Annotated in this window: 21 protein-coding genes; 13 read left to right on the top strand and 8 right to left on the bottom strand. The window is 64.6% G+C overall.

Translation table 11 applies throughout. From position 1 onward, the window contains the following. Positions 1–39 precede the first annotated feature (39 nt). From C0606_01495 to C0606_01480, 4 genes are read left to right on the top strand one after another with little or no spacing between them, the layout of a single operon-like run. Positions 40–1,074: a peptidylprolyl isomerase gene (locus C0606_01495; GenBank protein ID PLX39237.1), complete on the top strand. Its 1,035-nt coding sequence runs from the start codon at positions 40–42 to the stop codon at positions 1,072–1,074. Between the two features lie 5 nt (positions 1,075–1,079). After that, positions 1,080–2,117 carry a 4-hydroxythreonine-4-phosphate dehydrogenase PdxA gene (locus C0606_01490; GenBank protein PLX39236.1) on the top strand — a complete coding sequence of 346 codons (1,038 nt, stop codon included), beginning with the start codon at positions 1,080–1,082 and terminating at the stop codon, positions 2,115–2,117. After that, positions 2,117–2,974: a 16S rRNA (adenine(1518)-N(6)/adenine(1519)-N(6))-dimethyltransferase gene (locus C0606_01485; GenBank protein PLX39235.1), complete on the top strand. Its 858-nt coding sequence runs from the start codon at positions 2,117–2,119 to the stop codon at positions 2,972–2,974. Before C0606_01490 ends, C0606_01485 begins: the two co-directional genes overlap by 1 nt. A gap of 39 nt (positions 2,975–3,013) precedes the next feature. Then, positions 3,014–4,063 carry an alcohol dehydrogenase gene (locus tag C0606_01480; protein ID PLX39234.1) on the top strand — a complete coding sequence of 350 codons (1,050 nt, stop codon included), beginning with the start codon at positions 3,014–3,016 and terminating at the stop codon, positions 4,061–4,063. A gap of 20 nt (positions 4,064–4,083) precedes the next feature. Here the strand turns inward: C0606_01480 and C0606_01475 are convergent, their stop codons facing one another. From C0606_01475 to fabD, 7 genes are all read right to left on the bottom strand, one after another. Next, a complete protein-coding gene (locus tag C0606_01475) occupies positions 4,084–4,698 on the bottom strand; it encodes a guanylate kinase (protein PLX39647.1) in 615 nt (204 codons plus the stop codon). Between the two features lie 46 nt (positions 4,699–4,744). Beyond that, positions 4,745–5,629 (bottom strand): YicC family protein, encoded by an 885-nt coding sequence (locus tag C0606_01470; protein PLX39233.1) that lies wholly within the window; start codon positions 5,627–5,629, stop codon positions 4,745–4,747. Positions 5,630–5,674: 45 nt separating this feature from the next. After that, positions 5,675–6,892: an endolytic transglycosylase MltG gene (locus tag C0606_01465; GenBank protein ID PLX39232.1), complete on the bottom strand. Its 1,218-nt coding sequence runs from the start codon at positions 6,890–6,892 to the stop codon at positions 5,675–5,677. Between the two features lie 197 nt (positions 6,893–7,089). Continuing rightward, complete coding sequence (fabF, locus tag C0606_01460) at positions 7,090–8,352, bottom strand: beta-ketoacyl-[acyl-carrier-protein] synthase II (protein ID PLX39231.1); 1,263 nt, start codon at positions 8,350–8,352, stop codon at positions 7,090–7,092. Positions 8,353–8,407: 55 nt separating this feature from the next. Continuing rightward, a complete protein-coding gene (locus C0606_01455) occupies positions 8,408–8,644 on the bottom strand; it encodes an acyl carrier protein (GenBank protein ID PLX39230.1) in 237 nt (78 codons plus the stop codon). 268 nt (positions 8,645–8,912) lie between these two features. Continuing rightward, a complete protein-coding gene (locus tag C0606_01450; GenBank protein PLX39646.1) occupies positions 8,913–9,650 on the bottom strand; it encodes a beta-ketoacyl-ACP reductase in 738 nt (245 codons plus the stop codon). A 30-nt stretch (positions 9,651–9,680) separates the two neighbouring features. Continuing rightward, positions 9,681–10,622 carry a [acyl-carrier-protein] S-malonyltransferase gene (gene fabD / locus C0606_01445; protein PLX39229.1) on the bottom strand — a complete coding sequence of 314 codons (942 nt, stop codon included), beginning with the start codon at positions 10,620–10,622 and terminating at the stop codon, positions 9,681–9,683. A 328-nt stretch (positions 10,623–10,950) separates the two neighbouring features. Here fabD and C0606_01440 point away from each other — a divergent pair, with 328 nt between their 5' ends. The 9 genes from C0606_01440 (at position 10,951) to C0606_01400 (ending at position 19,856) form a co-directional block, all read left to right on the top strand. Next, entirely contained in the window at positions 10,951–11,385 is a 435-nt protein-coding gene (locus tag C0606_01440) for a 30S ribosomal protein S6 (GenBank protein ID PLX39228.1), read from the top strand. 48 nt (positions 11,386–11,433) lie between these two features. Next, positions 11,434–11,673, top strand: coding sequence for a 30S ribosomal protein S18 (rpsR, locus tag C0606_01435; protein PLX39227.1), 240 nt, complete (start codon positions 11,434–11,436; stop codon positions 11,671–11,673). A 115-nt stretch (positions 11,674–11,788) separates the two neighbouring features. Beyond that, entirely contained in the window at positions 11,789–12,385 is a 597-nt protein-coding gene (locus C0606_01430) for a 50S ribosomal protein L9 (protein ID PLX39226.1), read from the top strand. A 409-nt stretch (positions 12,386–12,794) separates the two neighbouring features. Then, on the top strand, positions 12,795–14,279 hold the full coding sequence (locus tag C0606_01425; protein ID PLX39225.1) for a replicative DNA helicase: 1,485 nt from the start codon (positions 12,795–12,797) through the stop codon (positions 14,277–14,279). A 4-nt stretch (positions 14,280–14,283) separates the two neighbouring features. After that, the gene (gene alr, locus C0606_01420; protein PLX39224.1) at positions 14,284–15,435 is read left to right on the top strand and encodes an alanine racemase; all 1,152 of its coding nucleotides are present in this window, start codon (positions 14,284–14,286) and stop codon (positions 15,433–15,435) included. A 3-nt stretch (positions 15,436–15,438) separates the two neighbouring features. Beyond that, a complete protein-coding gene (locus C0606_01415) occupies positions 15,439–16,854 on the top strand; it encodes a DNA repair protein RadA (GenBank protein PLX39223.1) in 1,416 nt (471 codons plus the stop codon). A 97-nt stretch (positions 16,855–16,951) separates the two neighbouring features. Then, positions 16,952–17,593, top strand: a complete 642-nt coding sequence (locus C0606_01410; protein ID PLX39645.1) for a colicin V synthesis protein — start codon at positions 16,952–16,954, stop codon at positions 17,591–17,593. A gap of 39 nt (positions 17,594–17,632) precedes the next feature. Then, the gene (locus C0606_01405; GenBank protein PLX39644.1) at positions 17,633–19,108 is read left to right on the top strand and encodes an amidophosphoribosyltransferase; all 1,476 of its coding nucleotides are present in this window, start codon (positions 17,633–17,635) and stop codon (positions 19,106–19,108) included. Between the two features lie 4 nt (positions 19,109–19,112). Further along, positions 19,113–19,856, top strand: a complete 744-nt coding sequence (locus tag C0606_01400; GenBank protein ID PLX39222.1) for an oxidoreductase — start codon at positions 19,113–19,115, stop codon at positions 19,854–19,856. Positions 19,857–20,210: 354 nt separating this feature from the next. On the opposite strand, the gene C0606_01395 is transcribed toward C0606_01400, so the two are convergent. Then, positions 20,211–21,629, bottom strand: coding sequence for a ribosome biogenesis GTPase Der (locus tag C0606_01395; GenBank protein ID PLX39221.1), 1,419 nt, complete (start codon positions 21,627–21,629; stop codon positions 20,211–20,213). Positions 21,630–21,716 lie beyond the last annotated feature (87 nt).

Genomic DNA, 21,716 nt, shown 5'->3' with positions numbered 1-21,716 from the left:
CGTGTAAATGCATCCGGCCAACTTTGAACATGACGGGAATTGGGGTTGCCCTTCAAATTGCCAATTTCCTATGCAAAATCGGCAACAACCAAGACGTTTCGCCGGACCGGAGGAGTACCCTTGAAGATCCGTACCGCGCTTTTTTCCGCCAGCCTTGCCACAGCGGCTCTCACCGTGGGCGCCACTTTTCCGGGATCGGGGGAGCAGGCGTTTGCAGCAACGAAGATCGAAGTCGTCGTCAACAACGACGTGATCACCAGCTATGAGGTCGCCAACCGCGCCCGGCTCTTGCGCCTCATCGACCGCAAGCTCGGCGGTTCGGCAACCCGCGTTGCCCGTCAGGAGCTGGTTGACGACAAATTGCGCCTGCAGGAAGCCAAGCGGCTCGGCATCGGCGTCTCCAAAGAGCAAGTCGATGACGCATTCGGGACGATCGCCAGGCGCACCAAGATGTCGCCGTCTCAGCTTGCTTCGATCTTGCGCCGTTCGGGCGTCGACCCGGAAGAGCTGAAGCGGCGCTTGCTGGCGCAGATGGCTTGGCGCCAGGTGGTGCGGATGCGCTTCCAGGCCTCGGTGAAGATCGAGGAGCAGGACGTCATCGCCGCTCTGCGCGAGAAGAACGGCGAGGAAGACGTCCCGAAATACGAAACCACCGAATACAACATTTACCAGATCATCTTCGTCGTCTCGAGGAAGGCGAAGCGCGGCACCGACGCCGCACAGCTTCGCGCCGCCAAGCAACTGCAGCGCTCGTTTTCGTCCTGTTCCGCCGATCTGGAGAAGGCCCGCGGCATGCATGAGGTCGTCGTCAAGAAGATCGGCATCCGCACGCAGGCCGACCTCAACGAGGAAAACCGCAAGCGCCTCGAAGATGTCGAGGAAGGCCGCTTGACCGACGCGCGCAAGACCGAGATCGGCTATGAAATGCTGGCCGTTTGCGAAAAGCGCGTTCTGGAAAGCAACGCCGCCGCGCTGAGCCTGATGAAAGACAAGCTGCAGGAAGAAGAAGGCGAGCGGCTTTCGCGGCGCTTCATCAACGAACTGCGACGCAACGCCAACGTCCAGTACCGGTAGGAGCCGTGAGCGCACGGCGGCCAGCACTTCCGCTCGCGGTCACGCTTGGCGAACCCGCCGGCATCGGGCCCGAGATCACGCTCGCGGCGTGGCTGATGCGTGAGTCGGGGGACGTTCCCCCCTTTTACGTTCATGGCGACCCGGCGCTCTTTGCCGCGCTCGCGAGCCAGCTCGGCCATCAGGTGCCGATCGCCAAGGTCACTGCCGAGGAGGCTTTCGACACATTCTGGCAGGCACTGCCGGTGATCGCACTGGACGATCCGGTATCCGTCACCGCGGGAAAGCCGGATCCGGCCAATGCCCCGGCGGTGCTGCACTCCATCGAACGCTCGGTGGCCGATATTCATGCCGGAAAAGCGGCCGCGATCGTCACCAATCCGATCCAGAAGAAATCGCTCTACGACGCCGGCTTTCGACATCCCGGGCACACGGAGTTTCTCGGCGCACTGGCCGAGCAGTTTGGTGCGGGCCGAAACCGGCCGGTGATGATGCTTGCCGGACCGGAGCTGCGCACGGTGCCGGTCACGGTCCATATTCCGCTGAAGGATGTCCCCTCGGCGCTGACGACCGACCTTATCGTCGAGACGGCACGTATCGTCGCCGACGATCTGGTTAGCCGGTTCGGCATTGCGAACCCGCGCCTGGCACTTGCCGGCCTCAACCCGCATGCGGGCGAAGGCGGCTCGCTCGGCCTTGAAGACGACGCGATCATCCGTCCGGCTGCCGAGCAGTTGCAGACGCAGGGCATCGATGCATCCGGCCCCCTGCCCGCCGACACGCTGTTCCATGCCGAGGCGCGCAGCCGCTTCGACGTGGTGCTCGGCATGTACCACGACCAGGCGCTGATACCGGTCAAGACGCTCGCCTTCGACGAGACGGTCAACGTCACGCTCGGTCTACCATTCGTGCGCACCTCACCCGACCACGGCACGGCGCTCGATGTCGCCGGCAAGGGTCTTGCCCGTCCGACGAGCCTGATCGCCGCCATGAAGATGGCGGGTGACATGGCCGATGCCGCGCATCGCACTTCGGAGACAGCCTGATGGCGCAGATCGACGATTTGCCGCCGCTGCGCGAGGTAATCCGCGCGCATGAGCTGTCGGCGCGCAAGTCTCTCGGCCAGAACTTCCTGCTCGATCTCAATCTGACCTCGCGTATCGCCCGCTCGGCCGGCGATCTCAGCGACACGATCGTGGTCGAGGTCGGCCCCGGTCCCGGCGGTCTGACGCGCGCCATTCTGGCGGCAGGCGCCAAGAGGCTGATCGCGGTCGAGCGCGACCGGCGCTGCATGGCGGCGCTCGCCGAAATCGCAGCGCATTATCCCGGTCGGCTTGACGTCATCGAGGGCGACGCGCTGGAGGTCGACTGGCCGGCGGCGCTTGGCGGCGAGCGGGCCGCCATCATCGCCAATTTGCCCTACAACGTCGCCACGCCGCTTCTGATCGGCTGGCTGCAGGCCGAACCGTGGCCGGCATGGTGGTCATCGGCAACGCTGATGTTCCAACGCGAGGTCGCCGAACGCATCGTTGCCGCGCCGGGCGACAAGGCCTATGGCCGGCTCGCCGTCATCACCGGCTGGCGGGCGAACGCGCGTATCCTGTTCGATGTGCCGCCGCAGGCCTTCACGCCGCCGCCGAAGGTCGTCTCGAGCATCGTCCATGTGGTGCCCAAGCCCGACCCCGAACCGGTTCCTTGCGCGCTTCTGGAAGAGGTCACCGGTGCTGCTTTCGGGCAGCGTCGCAAGATGCTGCGCTCAAGCCTGAAGGCGCTCAAGGCCGACACCGAAACACTGATCGCGTCTGCCGGTCTCGATCCGCAGCAACGCGCGGAGACGGTGCCGATATCGGGCTTCATTGCGCTCGCCCAAGGCCTTGCGGAACAGCGGGGCAAGCCGGCATAGTCCGCACTCAAACAATCAACAATTTTCCAGGGGGCTTCCATGAAACGCCAGTCGATCACCGCCTATGGCGCACCGCTTGAGGAAACGAACGTTCCGCTGCCGGTGCCGCAGGGGTCCGAGGTTCTGGTCAAGGTGGCCCATTGCGGCGTCTGCCATTCCGACCTTCACCTGCACGAAGGGCATTTCGAGCTCGGCGGCGGCAAACAGCTCGACGTGAAGGACGGGCGCGAACTGCCGTTCACGCTTGGCCATGAAATCGAGGGAACGGTGGAAGCCTGCGGGCCGGATGCGAGCGGCGTCACCGTCGGCGAGCATTGCGTCGTCTATCCGTGGATCGGCTGCGGAACCTGCCCGAACTGCGAATATGGCGAGGAACATCTGTGCGAGCGGCCGCGCCAGATCGGCATTCAGGTCGATGGCGGCTACGCCACCCATGTGATGGTGCCGCATCCGCGCTACCTCGTCGACTGCACCGGCGTCCCCCGCGAGCTTGCCGGCAGTTACATGTGCTCGGGCCTGACCGCCTTTGGCGCGCTGGAACGGCTCGGCAATCTTGGCAAGCGCGGACCCATTCTGATCGTCGGACTTGGCGGTGTCGGCATGATGGGCCTCGCCTTTGCCAAGGCGATGTTCGGGATCGCGCCCTATGTCGCCGATATCGATCCGGCAAAGCGCGAGGCGGCGCTTGCCGCGGGCGCTGCTGCCGCCTTCGATCCGTCGGAACAGGGCATTCGCCGCACCTTCATGAAGGAGACTGGCGGCGGTGTATTCGGCGCGATCGATTTCGTCGGCGCGGAAGGCTCGCTCAATTTCGCGCAAAGCGTTCTGCGCAAGAGCGGCAAGGTCGTCGTCGTCGGGCTGATGGGCGGCGCGTTCTCACTGCCGATCCCGATGTTTCCGCTGCGCGGCATCGCGGTCGAGGGCACCTATGTCGGCACGCTCGATCAGGCAAAGCGCATGCTCGACATGGTCCGCGAAGGCAAGGTGGACTCGATCCCGGTCGATCTTCGTCCGCTATCGGAAGCCAATCAGAGCCTCGACGATCTGCGCGCCGGCAAGGTGACCGGGCGGATCGTGCTGACGCCGTAAACCGTCGGAAACTCAGCTTATTAAGCGTCGCCGCCTTCCAGCAGGGTGGCGACGAAGCCGGCCATGCCGGAGGCCCGGCCGCGCTCAAGGCGCGCGGCGGTAAGGATTGCGTTGACCTCGGAATAGGCCTTTTCCAGCTCGTCATTGACGAGAACGAAGTCGTATTCGTTCCAGTGCGCGATCTCGGTGCGCGCATTGGCAAGCCGCTTGGCAATCGTCTCGGCGCTGTCTTCGGCGCGGCGCACCAGTCGGGACTCCAACTCGTCCATCGACGGCGGCAGGATAAAGATCGAGACGATGTCCTCGCGCGCGGTGTCGTAGAGCTGCAGCGTTCCCTGCCAGTCGATGTCGAAGAGGACATCGCGGCCGGCTTCGAGCGCCGCCTCGACCGGCTCGCGCGGGGTGCCGTAGTAATTGCCGTGCACTTCGGCCCATTCAAGCAGTTCATCGCGGTCGCGCAGCGCCTCGAAGGCCTTGCGGGTGATGAAGTGGTAGTGAACGCCATCGATCTCGCTCGGACGCTTCTCGCGCGTCGTGACCGACACAGAGAGTTCCATGCGCTTGCTTTCCTGCTGCAGCAGGGTGCGTGCGATGGTCGACTTGCCGGCGCCCGACGGCGACGACAGCACCAGCATCACGCCGCGCCGTGCAATGGTCCCTTCGCCGGCCATGGCCCCTCTCCTATTCCAGATTCTGGATCTGCTCGCGCATCTGATCGACGACCGCCTTCAGGTCGAGCCCGGTTCGCGTCAGCGTCACGTCGTTCGATTTCGAGCACAGCGTATTGGTTTCGCGGTTGAATTCCTGGGCAAGGAAATCGAGCTTGCGGCCGACCGGGCCGCCACCGGCGAGCAGCGCGCGGGCGGCCTCGACATGGGCGTGCAGCCGGTCGAGTTCCTCGCGGATGTCGGCTTTGGTTGCCAGCATCGCGGCTTCCTGATGCAAACGCTGCGGATCGATGTCGGCATTGGCCGAGGTGATCGTCTCCAGCAGATCGGCCAGGCGCGCGCGGATCGCCTCGGCGCTGCGGGCCGGGTTGTTTTCGGCCTCGTCGGTCAGGCGGGCAATGGTGTCGATATGGCCATGGATGACATCGGAGACCGCCTTGCCTTCGCTGAAACGGGCATCGCGCAGGCTTTCGAGGCAGCGCACGAAATCAGCCGCCATCGCGGCCTCAAGCACTTCGCGGTCGGCTTCGTCCTCGCTGTCGGCGAAGTCGACGACGCCTTTCAGGCCGAGGATCGTCGAGAATTCCGGCGCCGGACTTCCCGCCCGTTCCGCCAGCTTGCTCGCCTGCTCATAGAGCGCCAGACAGGCTTCCTCGTTGATGCGCGGCATTTGGGCCGGGCGGTCGGTGGTGACGGTGAGGTTCGCGGAGACAGACCCGCGCGCGAACATCTTGCGCACCATTTCGCGCAATTGCGGTTCGAGCCGTTCGAAGCCGTTGGCAAGCCGAATGCGCAGATCAAGGCCCTTGCCATTGACCGAGCGCAGTTCCCACGCCCAGCGGGTGGTGCCGTGGCTGCCTTCGGTGCGGGCAAAGCCGGTCATGCTTGCAAGCGTCATGGTCCCTGCGCTCCTCGATACCGGCGGCCGATGTCCTGCGGACGGTCAGTTCGCCGCGGGCTTGTCCTCGGCAGCCGCGTCGCCGCCTTCGGCAGTTTCGGCATCCGCCTTCTCAGCCGCTGCCTTCTCGGCCGCGGCTTCTTTTTCCTGCGCCTCGCGGGCTGCCTTGCGATCCCGCTCGACCTTGCGCCAGCGATTGACGTTGCGGTTGTGGTCGTCGAGCGTCTCGGCGAAGGCATGGCCGCCCGTGCCGTCCGCGACGAAGAACAGATCGTTGGTGCGCGACGGGTTGACCACGGCCTCGAGCGCCGCACGGCCCGGGTTGGCGATCGGTCCCGGCGGCAGGCCGTTGATCTGATAGGTGCTGTAGGGATTTTCCTTGTTCAGCTCGCTGCGATAGAGCGTGCGCGAACGATCCCAGGCGTCGCCGCCATACAGGCCGTAGAGAATGGTCGGATCCGACTCGAGCCGCATGCCCTTGTTCAGGCGATTGACGAAGACACCGGCAACGCGGGTGCGCTCGTCGGCCTTGCCGGTTTCCTTCTCGACGATGGAGGCAAGGATGACCATTTCTTCAGGCGTCTTGATCGGCAGGTTCTCGGCGCGCCGGCCCCAGATCTCCTTGACCGCGCGGTCGTGCGCCGCCTTCATCTTGTCGATCATCTGCTGGCGCGTCGTGCCGCGCGTATACTTGTAGGTTTCAGGCAGCAACGTGCCCTCTTCCGGCACGACCTCGATATCGCCGGTGAGCAGATCCTGCTCCATCAGCTTGGCGACGATCTGCTTGCTGGAATAGCCTTCAGGCACCGTCACGGAATGCAGAATCGCCTTGCCCTGGACAATCGTCTCCATGACATCGCCCATGCTGGCGCGCGCCTTGAACAGATACTCGCCGGCCTTCAGCTTGTTGGCCTGCTTGTAGACCTGGACGCCGGTCGAGAAGACCCAGCCCTCCGAGATCACTCCGTTGCGCTTCAACAGGGTGGTGATGGAATCGAGCGTGGCGCCGTTCGGAATAATGACCGTGCGGTCGGCGGCGAGCGGCCCGGGCTCCTCGAACTTGCTCTTGCCCCAATAGAGAACGCCACCGACGGCGATCACACCGACGACGAGCAGCGTCATCATCAGGTTGAGGACCATGATCACCGGATGGCGAACATGGCGCGACCGGGATGGCGGCGGCGGTGCCTGCTCCGGTTCGATCGCTTCACGCGGACTCTTCGGGCTCGGGCGCAGGCCCGGTTCGTTGGAGCGATCAGCCATTCTCGGCTCCCGTTCGTTTCTACCTGGCAAGGGCGGGACCCTGTGCAAGGATTATGGCGAAAGGACGAACCCGCCCGCTGTCGGCGCGCTTCCGGTGAGAATGCGCGAACCCGGACGTTGCGAGGTCGCCTGGACCAGAACAGCCCTTGCCGGCCGAACGTCCGGAGGTCTGTGAGAAATTCCGCGGCGCGAGCCGGTCAGGAAACCTTGCGGAAGACCAGCGACGCGTTGGTCCCACCAAAGCCGAAGGAATTCGACAGCGCGACGTCGATCGACATCGGCTTGGGCTTGTGCGGAACCAGATCGATCTTTGTCTCGACCGAGGGGTCGTCGAGATTGATGGTCGGCGGCGCCATGCTGTCGCGGATCGCGAGCACGGTGAAGATCGCCTCGACCGCACCAGCCGCACCGAGCAGATGGCCGGTCGCCGACTTGGTCGATGACATCGTCATGCCGTCGGCGGCATCCCCGGCAAGCCGCTGAATGGCGCCGAGTTCGATCTCGTCGCCGAGCGGGGTCGATGTGCCGTGGGCGTTGACGTAGTCGATGTCGGACGCGGTGACGCCGGCGCGTGCGATTGCAGCCGACATGCAGCGATAGGCGCCGTCGCCATCCTCGGCGGGTGCCGTGATGTGATAGGCGTCGCCGGACATGCCGTAGCCGATGACCTCGGCGTAGATCTTCGCGCCACGCGCCTTGGCGTGTTCGTATTCCTCGAGAACGACGATGCCGGCACCCTCGCCCATGACGAAGCCGTCACGACGGCGGTCGTAGGGGCGCGAAGCGTGCTGGGGATCGTCGTTGAAGCCGGTCGAGAGCGCACGGCACGCGGCAAAGCCGGCCAGCGCCAGACGGCAAATCGGAGACTCGGTGCCGCCCGCGACCATCACTTCGGCATCGCCGAGCGCGATCAGGCGGGACGCATCGCCAATGGCGTGCGCGCCGGTCGAGCAGGCCGTGACCACGGCGTGATTCGGCCCCTTGAGGCCATGCCGGATCGAGACGTAGCCGGATGCAAGATTGATCAGGCGACCGGGAATGAAGAAGGGCGAAACGCGGCGCGGGCCGCGATCACGCAGGGTGTTCGCCCCTTCTTCGATGCCTTGCAGGCCACCAATACCCGAACCGATCAGTACACCGGTCCGGATCTGGTCTTCGTATTTCGTCGGGGTCCACCCGGAGTCGGCGATCGCCTGGTCGGCGGCTGCCATCGCATAGACGATGAAGTCGTCGACCTTGCGCCGTTCCTTGGCCTCCATCCAGCGGTCGGCATCGAAATAGCCTTCTTCCGCAGGATCGACCGGCACCTGACAGGCGATCTGACACCCGAGATCGGAAACCTCGAAAGATTCCACGCGCCGCGCGCCGCTGTCACCCGCAAGGATGCGCTTCCAGGTCACGTCCACATCGGTTCCGAGTGGCGTAACCATTCCAAGACCAGTAACGACGACTCGTCGCATCCTCCCCCACCGACCTTCTGTGAGTGCCGAATTGTGGACCAACCCTAATAAAGGGTCAGGCGACGTTCTTTTCCAGGAAACCAACGGCGTCGCCGACGGTCAGAATCGTCTCGGCGGCATCGTCCGGGATTTCAACGCCGAACTCTTCTTCGAAAGCCATCACGAGCTCGACGGTATCAAGGCTGTCAGCGCCCAGGTCGTCGATAAAGCTGGCGTTATCCGTCACCTTCTCGGCATCCACACCGAGATGCTCGACGACGATCTTCTTCACCCGATCTGCGATGTCGCTCATTCTACTTATTCCTCGATCTTTCACGGTTCATGATTTCGACGGGCATCGCGCGTCTTTTAAGCATCATGACACTGTAAGCGAAAACAGATAATCGCAAACGCCGAAATGACAATTCTGCGCCGCAATTTCCAGCCCTCGAAACTACCCCAACCATGGTTCAGTCGTAAGACCGCGCGGTTGGTAACACACTTTATCCGGCTTGGCCAGACACGCAAACAGCCTAGTCCGCCGCCTGTGGAAAGCGCTTCCGGGCGGCGGATTTCCGGCCTTAGATCATCGCCATGCCGCCATTGACGTGCAGCGTCTGGCCGGTCACGTAGGCCGCTTCATCGCTGGCCAGATAGGCCACCGCGGCGGCCACGTCCTCGCCGGTTCCCAACCGTCCGGCGGGAACCGCAGTCAGAATCGCCTCGCGCTGCTTGTCGTTCAGCGCTTCGGTCATCGCGGTGTCGATGAAGCCCGGCGCGACGGTGTTGACGGTGATGCCGCGGCTCGCGACTTCCTGCGCGAGCGACTTCGACATGCCGACCATGCCGGCCTTTGCTGCGGCATAATTACCCTGCCCCGGGTTGCCGGTGGTGCCGACGACCGAGGTGATGCCGATGATGCGGCCGAAGCGGCGCTTCATCATACCCTTCAGCGCCGAGCGGCAAAGGCGGAAGCCCGCTGTGAGGTTGACCTCGATGACGGCGTCCCAGTCCTCATCCTTCATGCGCATGAACAGCATGTCGCGAGTAATGCCGGCATTGTTGACCAGAATATCGACCTGACCCGCAGCGGCCTCGGCCTTGGCGATCAGCCCGTCGACATCGGCGCGGTCGGAGAGATTGGCGGCCGCAATGTGAACACGTTCGCCGAGCTTGGAGGCGAGGTCCTCGAGCCGTTCGGCACGGGTGCCGGACAGCACCACGGTGGCACCCTGCGCATGCAGTGCCTCGGCGATGGCGCCGCCAATGCCGCCGGTTGCGCCGGTCACAAGCGCGGTCTTGCCGCTCAGATCAAACATCATCTTTTTCCTTCGCGAAATTCAAATGGGTCAGCCAAGCCGGGCAAGCAGCGGATCGATATCCGCCGGGCCATTGACGGTAACGGTTTCGACGCCCTTGGCAATACGCTTGGCGAGACCGCTCAGCACCTTGCCCGAGCCGATCTCGGCCAGCGTGCCAACACCGTTGCCGGCAAGCCATGCGACGGATTCGCGCCAGCGCACGGACCCGGTCACCTGGGCGACGAGGTTGTTACGGATCTGGCCGGCGTCGCTGACCGGGCCGGCGACCACATTGGCAATCAGCGGAACCTTCGGCGCCTTGATCTCGACGGCAGCAAGCGCCTCGGCCATGACGTCGGCAGCCGGCGCCATCAAGGAACAATGAAACGGCGCGCTGACCGGCAGGAGTACGGCGCGCTTGGCGCCCGCGGCCTTGGCGATATCGAGCGCGCGTTCGATCGCGGCACGATGGCCCGAAATCACAACCTGACCGTCGGCGTTATCGTTGGCGACCTCGCAAACCGCGCCTTCAGCCGCTTCGGCTGCGACTTTTGCGGCCGCGTCAAGGTCGAGTCCGAGAAGCGCCGCCATGGCGCCCTCACCGACCGGAACGGCTTCCTGCATGGCGCGCCCGCGCGTGCGCAAGAGGCGGGCCGCATCGGCGATGCTCAGGCTGCCGGCGGCGGCGAGCGCGGAATATTCACCGAGCGAATGGCCGGCGACGTAGGAGACGGAAGCGGCCAGATCGAGCCCGCGCGCCTCTAGCACCCGCATTGCAGCGAGGCTGACGGCCATCAAAGCCGGCTGGGCGTTCGCCGTCAGTGTGAGCGCATCGGCCGGGCCGTTCCACATCGTATCGGTGAGCTTTTCACCGAGCGCGGCGTCGACTTCCTCAAACACGGCGGCGGCTTCGGGATAGGTATCGGCAAGGTCCTTGCCCATACCGACCGCCTGACTACCCTGTCCAGGAAAGGTGAAGGCGATGGTCATGGCGGTTTTCTCCCCGTTTTCGTTATCCGCAAGCTGATGTCGCCGGTGGAAGTGGCCGTACGGACGCGCGGAGTCAAGTGCGACGTCCGAGCGAATCGCGGCAAACGGCGGATTAGCCTTGCGTTCGCGACAAAATAGCGTATAGGTGCCGGCTCTGAAACCTGCCCGGCTGGGGGCTGAACGGAAGATCGGTGGTGCCAAGCATAACCGATCGCGATCCAAGACGGATCCGACTTCCCGTGTTCCCGCTCTCGAAGGTGACCATCGAGCCTTTCCAACACGAGGCTTCGAAGGGGCTTTGCGCCGGCACAATAGAAGGAAAGGCACCATGCCGCTTTACGAGCATGTTCTGCTGGCACGTCAGGATATTTCCAGCCAGCAGGTCGAACAGCTTATCGACCAGTTCAAGGGCGTCATTGAAGGCAATGGCGGCAAGATCACCAAGGTCGAGAACTGGGGTCTGAAGGGCCTCGCCTATCGCGTCAAGAAGAACCGCAAGGCGCATTACGCGCTGATGAACATCGAAGCGCCGCACGAAGCGGTTGCCGAGATGGAGCGGCAGATGCGCCTCCACGAAGACATCCTGCGCTACATGACCATCCGCGTCGACGAGCACGAGGAAGGCCAGTCGGCGATGCTGCAGAAGCGCGACCGTGATGACCGCCGCGGCCCGCGCGGTGATCGTGGCGACCGCGGCGATCGCGGTGATCGTGGCCCGCGCGAAGACCGTGGTCCGCGCGAAGATCGCGGCCCGCGCCGCTAAGGCGCCCGCTGATCCGACCGTTTCGTACAGAATTCAGGAGATACCATCATGGCTGACGCATCTGCTCGCCGCCCCTTCTTCCGTCGTCGCAAGTCGTGCCCGTTCTCCGGCGCCAACGCGCCGAAGATCGACTACAAGGACCTCAAGCTGCTGCAGCGCTACATTTCCGAGCGCGGCAAGATCGTTCCGAGCCGCATCACCGCGGTGTCGGCGAAGAAGCAGCGTGAACTGGCCCGCGCCATCAAGCGCGCCCGCTTCCTGGGCCTGCTGCCCTACGTGATCAGCTAACCGGGCGCGGGGCATGCCCCCGCGAGCGGTCCTCTGGGGCGGTCGCACTCCCGCGTGCCGCCTCTAACCGCACGATGACGTTCATCGTCGCGGGACAGATGGTAAGGAGACCACAATGAAAGTCATTCTTCTCGAACGCATCGCCAGGCTCGGCCAGATGGGCGACACGGTTAAGGTTCGCCCGGGCTACGCCCGTAACTTCCTGCTGCCGCAGGGCAAGGCGCTTCGTGCCACCGCCGCCAACATGGCTCGCTTCGAAGAGCAGCGCGCCCAGCTCGAGGCCCGCAACCTGGAGCGCAAGCAGGAAGCCGAAGTCGTCGCCGGCAAGCTGAACGGCGAGAGCTTCATCGTCATCCGTCAGGCGGCCGAAACCGGCCAGCTCTACGGTTCGGTGTCGACCCGCGATATTGCCGAAGGGCTGGAAGCCGGCGGCTTCACGGTTGCCCGCAACCAGGTCGCCCTGGCCACGCCGATCAAGACGATCGGCCTGCATTCGGTCCAGATCATCCTCCATCCGGAAGTCGACGCGACGGTGACCGTCAACGTCGCCCGTTCGGAAGACGAAGCAACCCGTCAGGCGCACGGTGAAGACCTCACCCAGCGTGACGAAGGCTTCGTGCTCGAGGTCGAGGACGAGGACGAAGAAGGCGAAGAAAACTTCGAAGCTCCGGCAGAGGCAGAGGCCGAAGCCGAGACCAGCGACGAACAGTAATCGCTCGACGGGCGGTTTCCCGCCCGGCACCAAATACAGTCCCGCCGCTCGCAGCACCTGCAAACGAGCGGCGGGTTTTTTTTGTCCGCTCGAGCGCAATGGCGGAGCGGATGCGGACTGCGGTAAAATCGCGATTCGAAACCCGGCGTGCCGCAAGCGGGCGCCGTTTTGCCAATCGACCTGTGAATAGCGGGGATGGCCGGGAAATCGTGCCGGCTTCGGTTCCCCCGCATCCGGCATTGGCTAAAGTGGCGGGGATGGTGTCTCTCCCCTGCCCTTGTGTACTGGCGTTTTCGACGGGTCCGGACAAAGCGCCAGCAATACGACATTTCCGATCGGTCGCCCGTGCGCGAAACCCGGTTTCGCACAACGAGATGCTTTCGGTCGAAACGACAGGTGAACCCGCCAGATGGCCTCGAATGCACCCCGCCGTTCCGAAACCGCGCCGCTGCCGCGCACCGCGCCTCATAACGTCGAGGCGGAACGTCAGCTGCTCGGATCGATCCTGACCAACAACGACACGTTCTATCGCGTCTCGGATTTTCTCGAGCCGGTGCATTTCTTTCTCGAGCCGCATCGCGAGATCTATCAGCGTGCTTCGGAGCTGATCCGGGCGGGCAAGGTCGCTTCGCCGATCACCGTGAAGAGCTTCTTCCCGACCGATCACCGCATCGGCGAACTCTCGGTGACGCAATACCTGCTGCGCCTTGCAGCCGACGCGACGACTATCATCAACGCGGAAGATTATGCCCGCGTGATCTACGACCTGGCGCTGCGGCGCAACCTCATCCGCATCGGCGAGGACATGGTCAATATCGCCTTCGACGCGCCGGTCGACATGCCGCCGAAATCGCAGATCGAGGATGCCGAGCGCCGGCTGTTCGAACTGGCCGAAAGCGGCCGCTACGATGGCGGCTTCTTCACCTTTTCCGACGCGCTCGCCGATGCCATCGACATGGCGGCTGCTGCCTATCAGCGAGACGGCCATCTGTCGGGCATCGCCACCGGGCTTGAGGACGTCGACCGGCTGATGGGTGGTCTGCAGCGCTCGGACCTTCTGGTGCTCGCCGGTCGCCCGGGTATGGGCAAGACGGCGCTGGCCACCAACATCGCCTACAACATCGCCCGCTCCTATCGCGGCGAGGAACAGCCCGACGGCTCGCTGAAGGCGGTCGACGGCGGCATCGTCGGTTTCTTCTCGCTGGAAATGTCGGCCGAACAGCTCGCCACCCGTGTGCTCGCCGAGCAGGCCGGCATCCCGTCTTCGGAAATCCGCCGCGGCGCCATTGATGAGGAGCAGTTCGCGGTGCTCGCCGCGACCAGCCGCGAGATGCAGACCGTGCCGCTGCATATCGACCAGACCGGTGGCCTGTCGATCGCCCAGCTTGCGGCGCGGGCACGCCGGCTGAAGCGGCAAAAGGGTCTCGACGTTCTGATCGTCGACTATCTGCAACTGCTGCAGGGCTCGAAGCGCGTCTCCGACGGGCGCGTGCAGGAAATCACCGAAATCACCACTTCGCTGAAGGCGCTCGCCAAGGAACTCGCGATTCCCGTCATCGCGCTCTCGCAATTGTCGCGTCAGGTGGAAACGCGCGACGACAAGCGGCCGCAGCTCTCAGACCTTCGCGAATCGGGTTCGATCGAACAGGACGCCGACGTCGTGCTTTTCGTGTTCCGCGAGGAGTACTACATGAAGAACAAGAAGCCGAAGGAAGGTTCGGAGGAGTTCTTCACCTGGCAGGCCGAAATGGAGCGCGTTGCCGGCGTTGCCGAACTGATCGTCGCCAAGCAGCGTCACGGACCGACCGGCACGATCGATTTGCAGTTCGACGCCGACGTCACCCGTTTCTCGACGCTGGTGCGCGACGACCGGCTGCCCTCGCGCATGGACTGATCGCATGACCGGCAAGGACACACCGGATCACTACGGCCCGGCCGAGGCGCTGGCCGGCGGCATATTGAGCATCGACCACGCCGCGCTTGCCGCGAACTGGCGGCTCTTCGCCGAACGCGCCGGCGCCGCCGAGTGCTCGGCGGTCGTCAAGGGTGACGGCTACGGCACCGGGCTTGAAGAGGCCGTTGCCACCTTCCTCGACGCCGGTTGCCGCACCTTCTTCGTGGCACTTCCCAACGAAGGCCTGCGGGCGCGCATGGTTGCGCCCGAGGCGACCATCTACGTGCTTGATGGCCTGTTCCCCGGCACGGGTGAGACCTTCGCCGCCGCCAATCTGCGCCCTGTGCTCGGCTCGATCGGCGAGATCGAGGAATGGTCCGCCTTCTGCGCCGCGCGCGGTGAGAGGTTGCCGGCGGCAATCCATGTCGACACCGGCATGAGCCGGCTCGGACTCCGGATCGCCGAGGCTGAGGCAGTCGCGCAGCGTCCCGAATTGCTCGCCGCGTTCGAGCTTTCATTGATGATGAGCCATCTCGCCTGTGCCGATACGGCCGACCATCCGCTCAACAAGCAACAGCTCGAGCGGTTCGGTGCGGTGCGGACGTTGTTCCCGGGCGTTCCCGCTTCGCTCGCCAATTCCGCCGGCATCCTGCTCGGCTCCGCCTATTGCTTCGATCTCGTCCGGCCGGGCGTGGGGCTCTACGGCGGCAACCCGCTCGGCGATGCCGAAAACCCGATGCGGCCCGTCGTCACTCTCGAAGCGCGCGTCGCGCAGCTTCGCAATGTCATGGCCGGCGAAACGGTCGGCTATGGCGCATCGGAGACGATGAACCGCGATGGCCGGGTGGCGATCGTTGCGGTCGGCTATGCGGACGGCTTTCACCGCTCTGCCGGTTCGAGCGACATCAAGCCCGGCGGTCGGGGCATCGTCAGCGGGCAGAGCGTGCCGATCATCGGACGGGTGTCGATGGATCTGATCGCGCTCGACGTCACCGACATCGAACACGGTACGGTCGAGCGCGGCTCCCTCGTCGAACTGATCGGACCGACGGTGTCGGTCGATGAGGTCGCCGGGCATGCCGGCACGATCGGCTATGAAATCCTCACCGGGCTCGGCCGGCGCTATACCCGCCGGCACCTTCGCAAAAAGGCCTGACGCATGGCGCGGCGTCCCCTCTCCTATGTCTGCCAGAACTGCGGCTCGGCAACCGCCCGCTGGAGCGGCCGGTGCGAATCCTGCGGCGAGTGGAACACCATCGTCGAGGAAAACGCCGCCGGCGGCATCGGTGGCGGGCCGAAGAAAACCGCGTCCTCGCGCGGGCGGGTGGTCGAGCTGGTTCCGCTGGCCGGCGCCATCGAGGACGCGCCGCGCTTCCAGTGCGGCATCGCCGAACTCGATCGTGTCACCGGTGGCGGCTTCGTGCGCGGCTCGGTGCTGCTTGTCGGCGGCGATCCGGGCATCGGCAAATCGACGCTGCTGATCCAGGCCGCTGCCCGCCTCGCGGCAGACGGCCATCGCGTTGTCTATATCTCCGGCGAAGAGGCGGTCGCTCAGGTGCGGCTTCGGGCCGAACGGCTCGGGCTTTCCGCCGCGCCGGTGGCGCTGGCCGCGGAAACCAGCGTCGAGGACATCATCGCGACGCTCGAAGCCGATGCGACACCTGCCCTCGTCATCGTCGACTCGGTGCAGACGCTGTGGACCGACACGGTCGAATCCTCGCCGGGCACGGTGACGCAGGTGCGCGCCTCGGCACAGGCGCTGACCCGTTATGCCAAGAAGAGCGGTGCGACCATGGTGCTGGTCGGCCACGTCACCAAGGACGGCCAGATCGCCGGACCGCGCGTGGTCGAGCATATGGTAGACGCCGTGCTCTACTTCGAGGGCGACGGCGCGCATCAGTTCCGCATCCTGCGGTCGGTAAAGAACCGCTTCGGGCCGAGCGACGAGATCGGTGTCTTCGAGATGACCGGCGCGGGCTTGCGCGAGGTCGCGAACCCGTCGGAACTGTTCCTCGGCGATCATATGGCGCGCACGCCGGGGGCGTCGGTCTTTGCCGGCATGGAGGGCTCGCGGCCGCTGCTCGTCGAGATGCAGGCGCTGGTCGCGCCCTCGCCGCTCGGCACGCCGCGACGCGCCGTGATCGGCTGGGATACCAGCCGGCTTTCGATGATCCTCGCCGTGCTCGAAGCCCGCTGCGGCCTCAAGATCGGCGCGCAGGATGTCTATCTCGCGGTCGCCGGCGGGCTGAAAATCAATGAGCCGGCAGCTGATCTCGCGGTCGCCGCCGCCCTCATCTCATCGGCCAGCGGGGTTGCTCTTCCCCCCGAGACCGTCTATTTCGGCGAAGTTGCCCTGTCAGGCGCGGTGCGGCCGGTGGCGCAGGTGAGCGCGCGGTTGAAGGAAGCCGAGAAGCTCGGCTTTCGCAGAGCCGTTGCGGCAAAGGCCGCGCGGGGTGAAAGTGAACCGGCGATTGGGCTCGACTTTGTCGGGGTCGAAGACCTTGGCGATCTGGTCGCGCGCATCGTATCGGGGCGACGCCAGAACGCGGCGCCGGCACTGACGGACGACGATTGAAAGGCCGGGTTTTCCGCCTGTGCGGAAAGTCCATGAGCGACAACTTTTCGGACCGCGCATGTTGCGCAAGGTACCGGGCAGCAAGGATCGACCGACGATGCCGATCACAATACTTGACGGAATTCTCATTGCCGTGATGCTCATTTCGGCATTCCTGGCGATGATCCGCGGCTTCGTGCGCGAGGTTCTGTCGATCGTTTCGTGGATCGTGGCGTTTGTCGTCGCGCTGCTGTTCTACAAGAAGCTCGTGCCCTTCGTGCAGCAATATATCAGCCACGAAATGATCGCGACGGCGGTCGCCGCGGGCGCCATCTTCCTGGTGACGCTGATCGTGGTCAGCTACATCACCATGCGCGTCTCCGACTTCGTGCTCGATAGCCGCATCGGCGCTCTCGACCGCACTTTCGGCTTCCTGTTCGGGGCCGTGCGCGGCCTGTTCCTCGTCGTCGTGGCGATGCTGTTCGTCAACTGGGCGATGCCGGAAACCGAGCGCCAGCCGGCCTGGATCGCCAAGGCGAAATCGAAGGACATCCTCGACACCATTGGCGACAAGCTGATCGCGGCGCTGCCGGAGGACCCGGAAAAGCGCATTCTCGATCACTTGCGCAAACGCGGCGCCGCACCTGAAAGCGCCGGCGAAGCCGAGGAAACCACCAGCGGCGAAGAGCCGGCCTATCGCAGCGGCGAGCGCGACGGCCTCAACCAGCTGATGGAATCGACTGGCCAGAACACTCAGTAAAGCGGACCCGCATACGGCCCGCACAGCAGGATGACGATCATGACGCAAGCGCGCTCAACGCCTGCCGCTGCCGGCATTTCCGATGACGACCATCTGCACGAGGAGTGCGGGGTTTTCGGCGTTTTCGGCCATCGCGACGCCGCCGCGCTGACCGCGCTCGGCCTACACGCCCTGCAGCACCGCGGTCAGGAAGCCGCCGGTATCGTCTCCTTCGACGGCAACCAGTTTCATTCCGAACGCCATATCGGCCTCGTCGGCGACCATTTCTCCAAAGGCCCTGTCATCGAACGGCTGCAGGGAGATCGAGCGATCGGCCACACCCGCTATTCGACCACGGGTGCACCGGTGCTGCGCAACGTTCAGCCGCTGTTTGCCGAGTTCGTCGCCGGCGGTTTCGCGATGGCGCACAATGGCAACATCACCAACGCGCGCACGCTGCAGCGAGCGCTGCAGAAACGCGGCTCGATCTTCCAATCGACCTCCGATACCGAAGCGATCATCCATCTCATCGCGACCAGCGACAAAGGCAACCTGATCGAGCGGCTGATCGACGCGATTGCGGCCATCGAAGGCGCTTTCGCCATCGTCGGCCTGTCGGAAAAGAAGATGATCGGCTGTCGCGATCCGCTCGGCGTGCGCCCGCTGGTGCTCGGCGCGCTCGACGGCGCCTACATTCTGGCGTCGGAAACCTGCGCACTCGACATTATCGGCGCCTCCTACGTGCGCGATATCGAGCCGGGCGAAGTGGTCATTATCACCGACGACGGGCTGCAGAGCCTTAAGCCCTTCCCGACCGCCCACAAGCGCTTCTGCGTCTTCGAGTATGTCTATTTCGCGCGTCCCGACTCGGTTGTCGAAGGCACCAGCGTCTACGAAGTACGCAAACGGATCGGCGCCGAGCTTGCCGCCGAATCCCCGGCGCCGGCCGATATCGTCGTTCCGGTTCCCGACAGTGGTGTTCCTGCCGCGCTCGGCTACGCCCAGAGCGCCAATCTGCCGTTTGAGCTCGGCATCATCCGCAATCACTATGTCGGCCGCACCTTCATCGAACCGTCCGACCATATCCGCCATCTCGGCGTGAAGCTGAAGCACAACGCCAACCGCGCCATGCTGGAAGGCAAGAGCGTCGTGCTGGTCGACGATTCGATCGTGCGCGGCACCACATCGCTGAAGATCGTGCAGATGGTGCGCGATGCCGGCGCCCGCGAAGTGCATATGCGCATCGCCAGCCCGCCGACCAAGGACTCCTGCTTCTACGGCGTGGACACACCGGAAAAGGGCAAGCTGATCGCCTCGCGCATGTCGATCGAGGAGATCGCGCGCTACATCAAGGTCGACAGCCTCGCCTTCCTGTCGATCGACGGTCTCTACCGTGCCGTCGGCGTCGATGGCCGCAACAACGCGCAGCCGCAGTTCTGCGATGCCTGCTTCACCGGCGACTATCCGACGCGGCTGACAGACCGCTCCAATACTGACAATGTCCGGCAATTGTCATTGCTGGCCGAGGTGGGATGAATTCATGGCTAAGGCACTAGAGGGTCGCGTCGCTGTCGTTACCGGCGCGTCGCGCGGTATCGGTCGTTCGCTCGCCAAAGCCATGGCAGTCGAAGGCGCGCATATCATCGCGGTTGCCCGCACAGTCGGCGGCCTCGAGGAACTCGATGACGAGATCCGGGAAGCCGGCGGCGAAGCCGCCACGCTGGTGCCTTTCGACCTCGCGGATTTCGACGCCATCGACCGGCTCGGCGCGGCCATCTTCGAGCGCTGGGGCAAGCTCGACATCCTCGTCGGCAATGCCGGCATGCTCGGCCAGCTCTCGCCGCTCGGCCATGTCGACGTCAAGATCTGGGAACAGACGATGACCATCAACGTCAACGCCAACTGGCGGCTGATCCGGTCACTCGATCCGCTCCTGAAGCAGTCTGACGCCGGTCGCGCGGTGTTCTTCACGTCCGGCGCACCGCACAAGTGCCGGCCGTTCTGGGGTCCCTACTCGGTCTCCAAGGCCGCTCTGGAGGCGCTCGCGCGTACTTACGCGGAAGAAAACCGTTCCAACGCGATCCGCGTAAACCTGATCAATCCGGGCCCGATGCGCACCGCGATGCGGGCGCACGCCATGCCGGGCGAAGATCCCGAGACGCTGCCGCATCCGGACGAGCTGGCGCCGTATGTCGTGGAGATGGTTTCGCCGTCCTGCGCGGAAACCGGGCGCATCTTCGACTTCCCAACCAAGCAGTGGCTGACGCCGCAATTGCCGGCTTAGGGTTCGAGGCCTGACTGCGCGTCCGCGCGGTCTTCTTCGCAAGATTCTCCATCGTCATGCCGGACTTGATCCGGCATCCAATGGCATTGGCTGAACGTGAAGGCGCTGGCCGATCGCGTACGCGCGTCTCGTCTCACCCTTTCCTTCCCGTCACCTTTCACTCCAGCACGTCATCCTCCGGCTTGACCGGAGGATCGCTCTCCATATGCACGGTGTGGATTGAAGACGTGGATGGTGCGCTCTGACCGCTGCCGATATTTGAACGGAACGGCCGTGCTCGCGTCCGGCCGATCCTCCGGTCAAGCCGGAGGATGACGCAGAGTGCTGGCGTATCGGCGGCAGAAAACCCGCGCCTTACCGCTTCTTTTTGCGGCCCTCATAGGGGTTCTCGCCCTTGCGCAGGGTCAGGCGGATTGGCACGCCGGGCAGCTTGAACGTTTCGCGCAGGCCGTTCACCAGATAGCGCACATAGGCGTCCGGCAGCACGTCGGGGCGTGAGCAAAACGCTATGAAGTGCGGCGGCCGGGCCTTCGCCTGGGTCATGTAACGCAGGCGGATGCGGCGGCCGGCAACCGCGGGAGGCGGATGGCGCTCGGTGGTGATGTCGAGCCAGCGGTTGAGTTTTGCGGTGGCGACGCGCCGGTTCCAGACCTTGTAGGTCGCGATCACCGCTTCCATCACCTTGTCGATGCCCTGGCCGGTCTTTGCCGAGACGGTGACGAGCGGCACACCGCGGATCTGCGGCAGCAGGCGCTCGCACTCCTCGCGCAGCTCGGTGAGCTTTTCCTGACGGTCGGTCACCGCGTCCCACTTGTTGACGGCCAGAATTACCGAGCGGCCTTCCTTGACCACCAGATCGACGATCTGCAGGTCCTGCTTTTCGAACGGGATCGCGGCGTCGAGCAGGATGATGACCACCTCGGCGAAACGCACCGCGCGCAGCGCGTCGGCGACCGACAGCTTCTCGAGCTTTTCCTGCACCCGCGCCTTGCGGCGCAAGCCGGCGGTATCGAACAGGCGGACGGAGCGGTCCTTCCACTTCCAGTCGACGGATATCGAGTCGCGCGTGATGCCGGCTTCAGGACCGGTCAGCAGGCGATCCTCGTTGATCATCTTGTTGATCAGCGTCGACTTGCCGGCGTTCGGCCGTCCAACGATGGCGATACGCAGCGGCTTTTTCGGGTCGAGGCCCGGTTCGACCACGCGCTCCTCGTCATCGCCGGCAGCGGCCTCGGCCTCGTCGAGCACGACATCGACTTCCGGTTCATCCACCACGATCATCTCGAACACAGCATCGAGAGCGGCAAAGAGGTCGGCCATGCCCTCGCCGTGCTCGGCGGACAGCGGCACCGGGTCGCCGAAACCGAGCCCGTAGGATTCGTAGATACCCGCCTCGCCGGCCCGTCCCTCGGCCTTGTTGGCAACCAGGATCATCGGGCGATCGAAGCGACGGAGCAGTTCTGCAAAGTGGCTGTCCAACGGTGTCAGCCCTGCCCGCGCGTCGATGACGAAGAGCGTTACGTCGGCCTGGGCGATCGCGGCTTCGGTCTGTGCGCGCATCCGCCCTTCGAGGCTCGTTTCGTCGGCATCTTCAAGGCCGGCGGTATCGATGACGGTGAAGCGCAAATCGCCGAGCCGCGCCTCGCCTTCGCGGCGATCGCGGGTGACACCCGGCGTATCATCGACGAGCGCCAGCCGCTTGCCCACCAGACGGTTGAACAAGGTCGACTTGCCGACATTGGGCCGCCCGACGATGGCGACTGTGAAACCCATGACTGTTCAGGCTCCCGCCCTGATGAGGGAACGCGCCCGGCTGTCACTCGACAGGTCCGGACGCGCTCGCCTGGTCTTCTACAGGAT

It is taken from the genome of Hyphomicrobiales bacterium (assembly GCA_002869065.1).
In the GTDB taxonomy this organism is placed as follows: Bacteria; Pseudomonadota; Alphaproteobacteria; order Rhizobiales; family Rhodobiaceae; genus Rhodobium.
The sequence above is the reverse complement of the archived record's forward strand: the minus strand, read 5'-3'. Positions and strand labels throughout refer to the sequence as shown.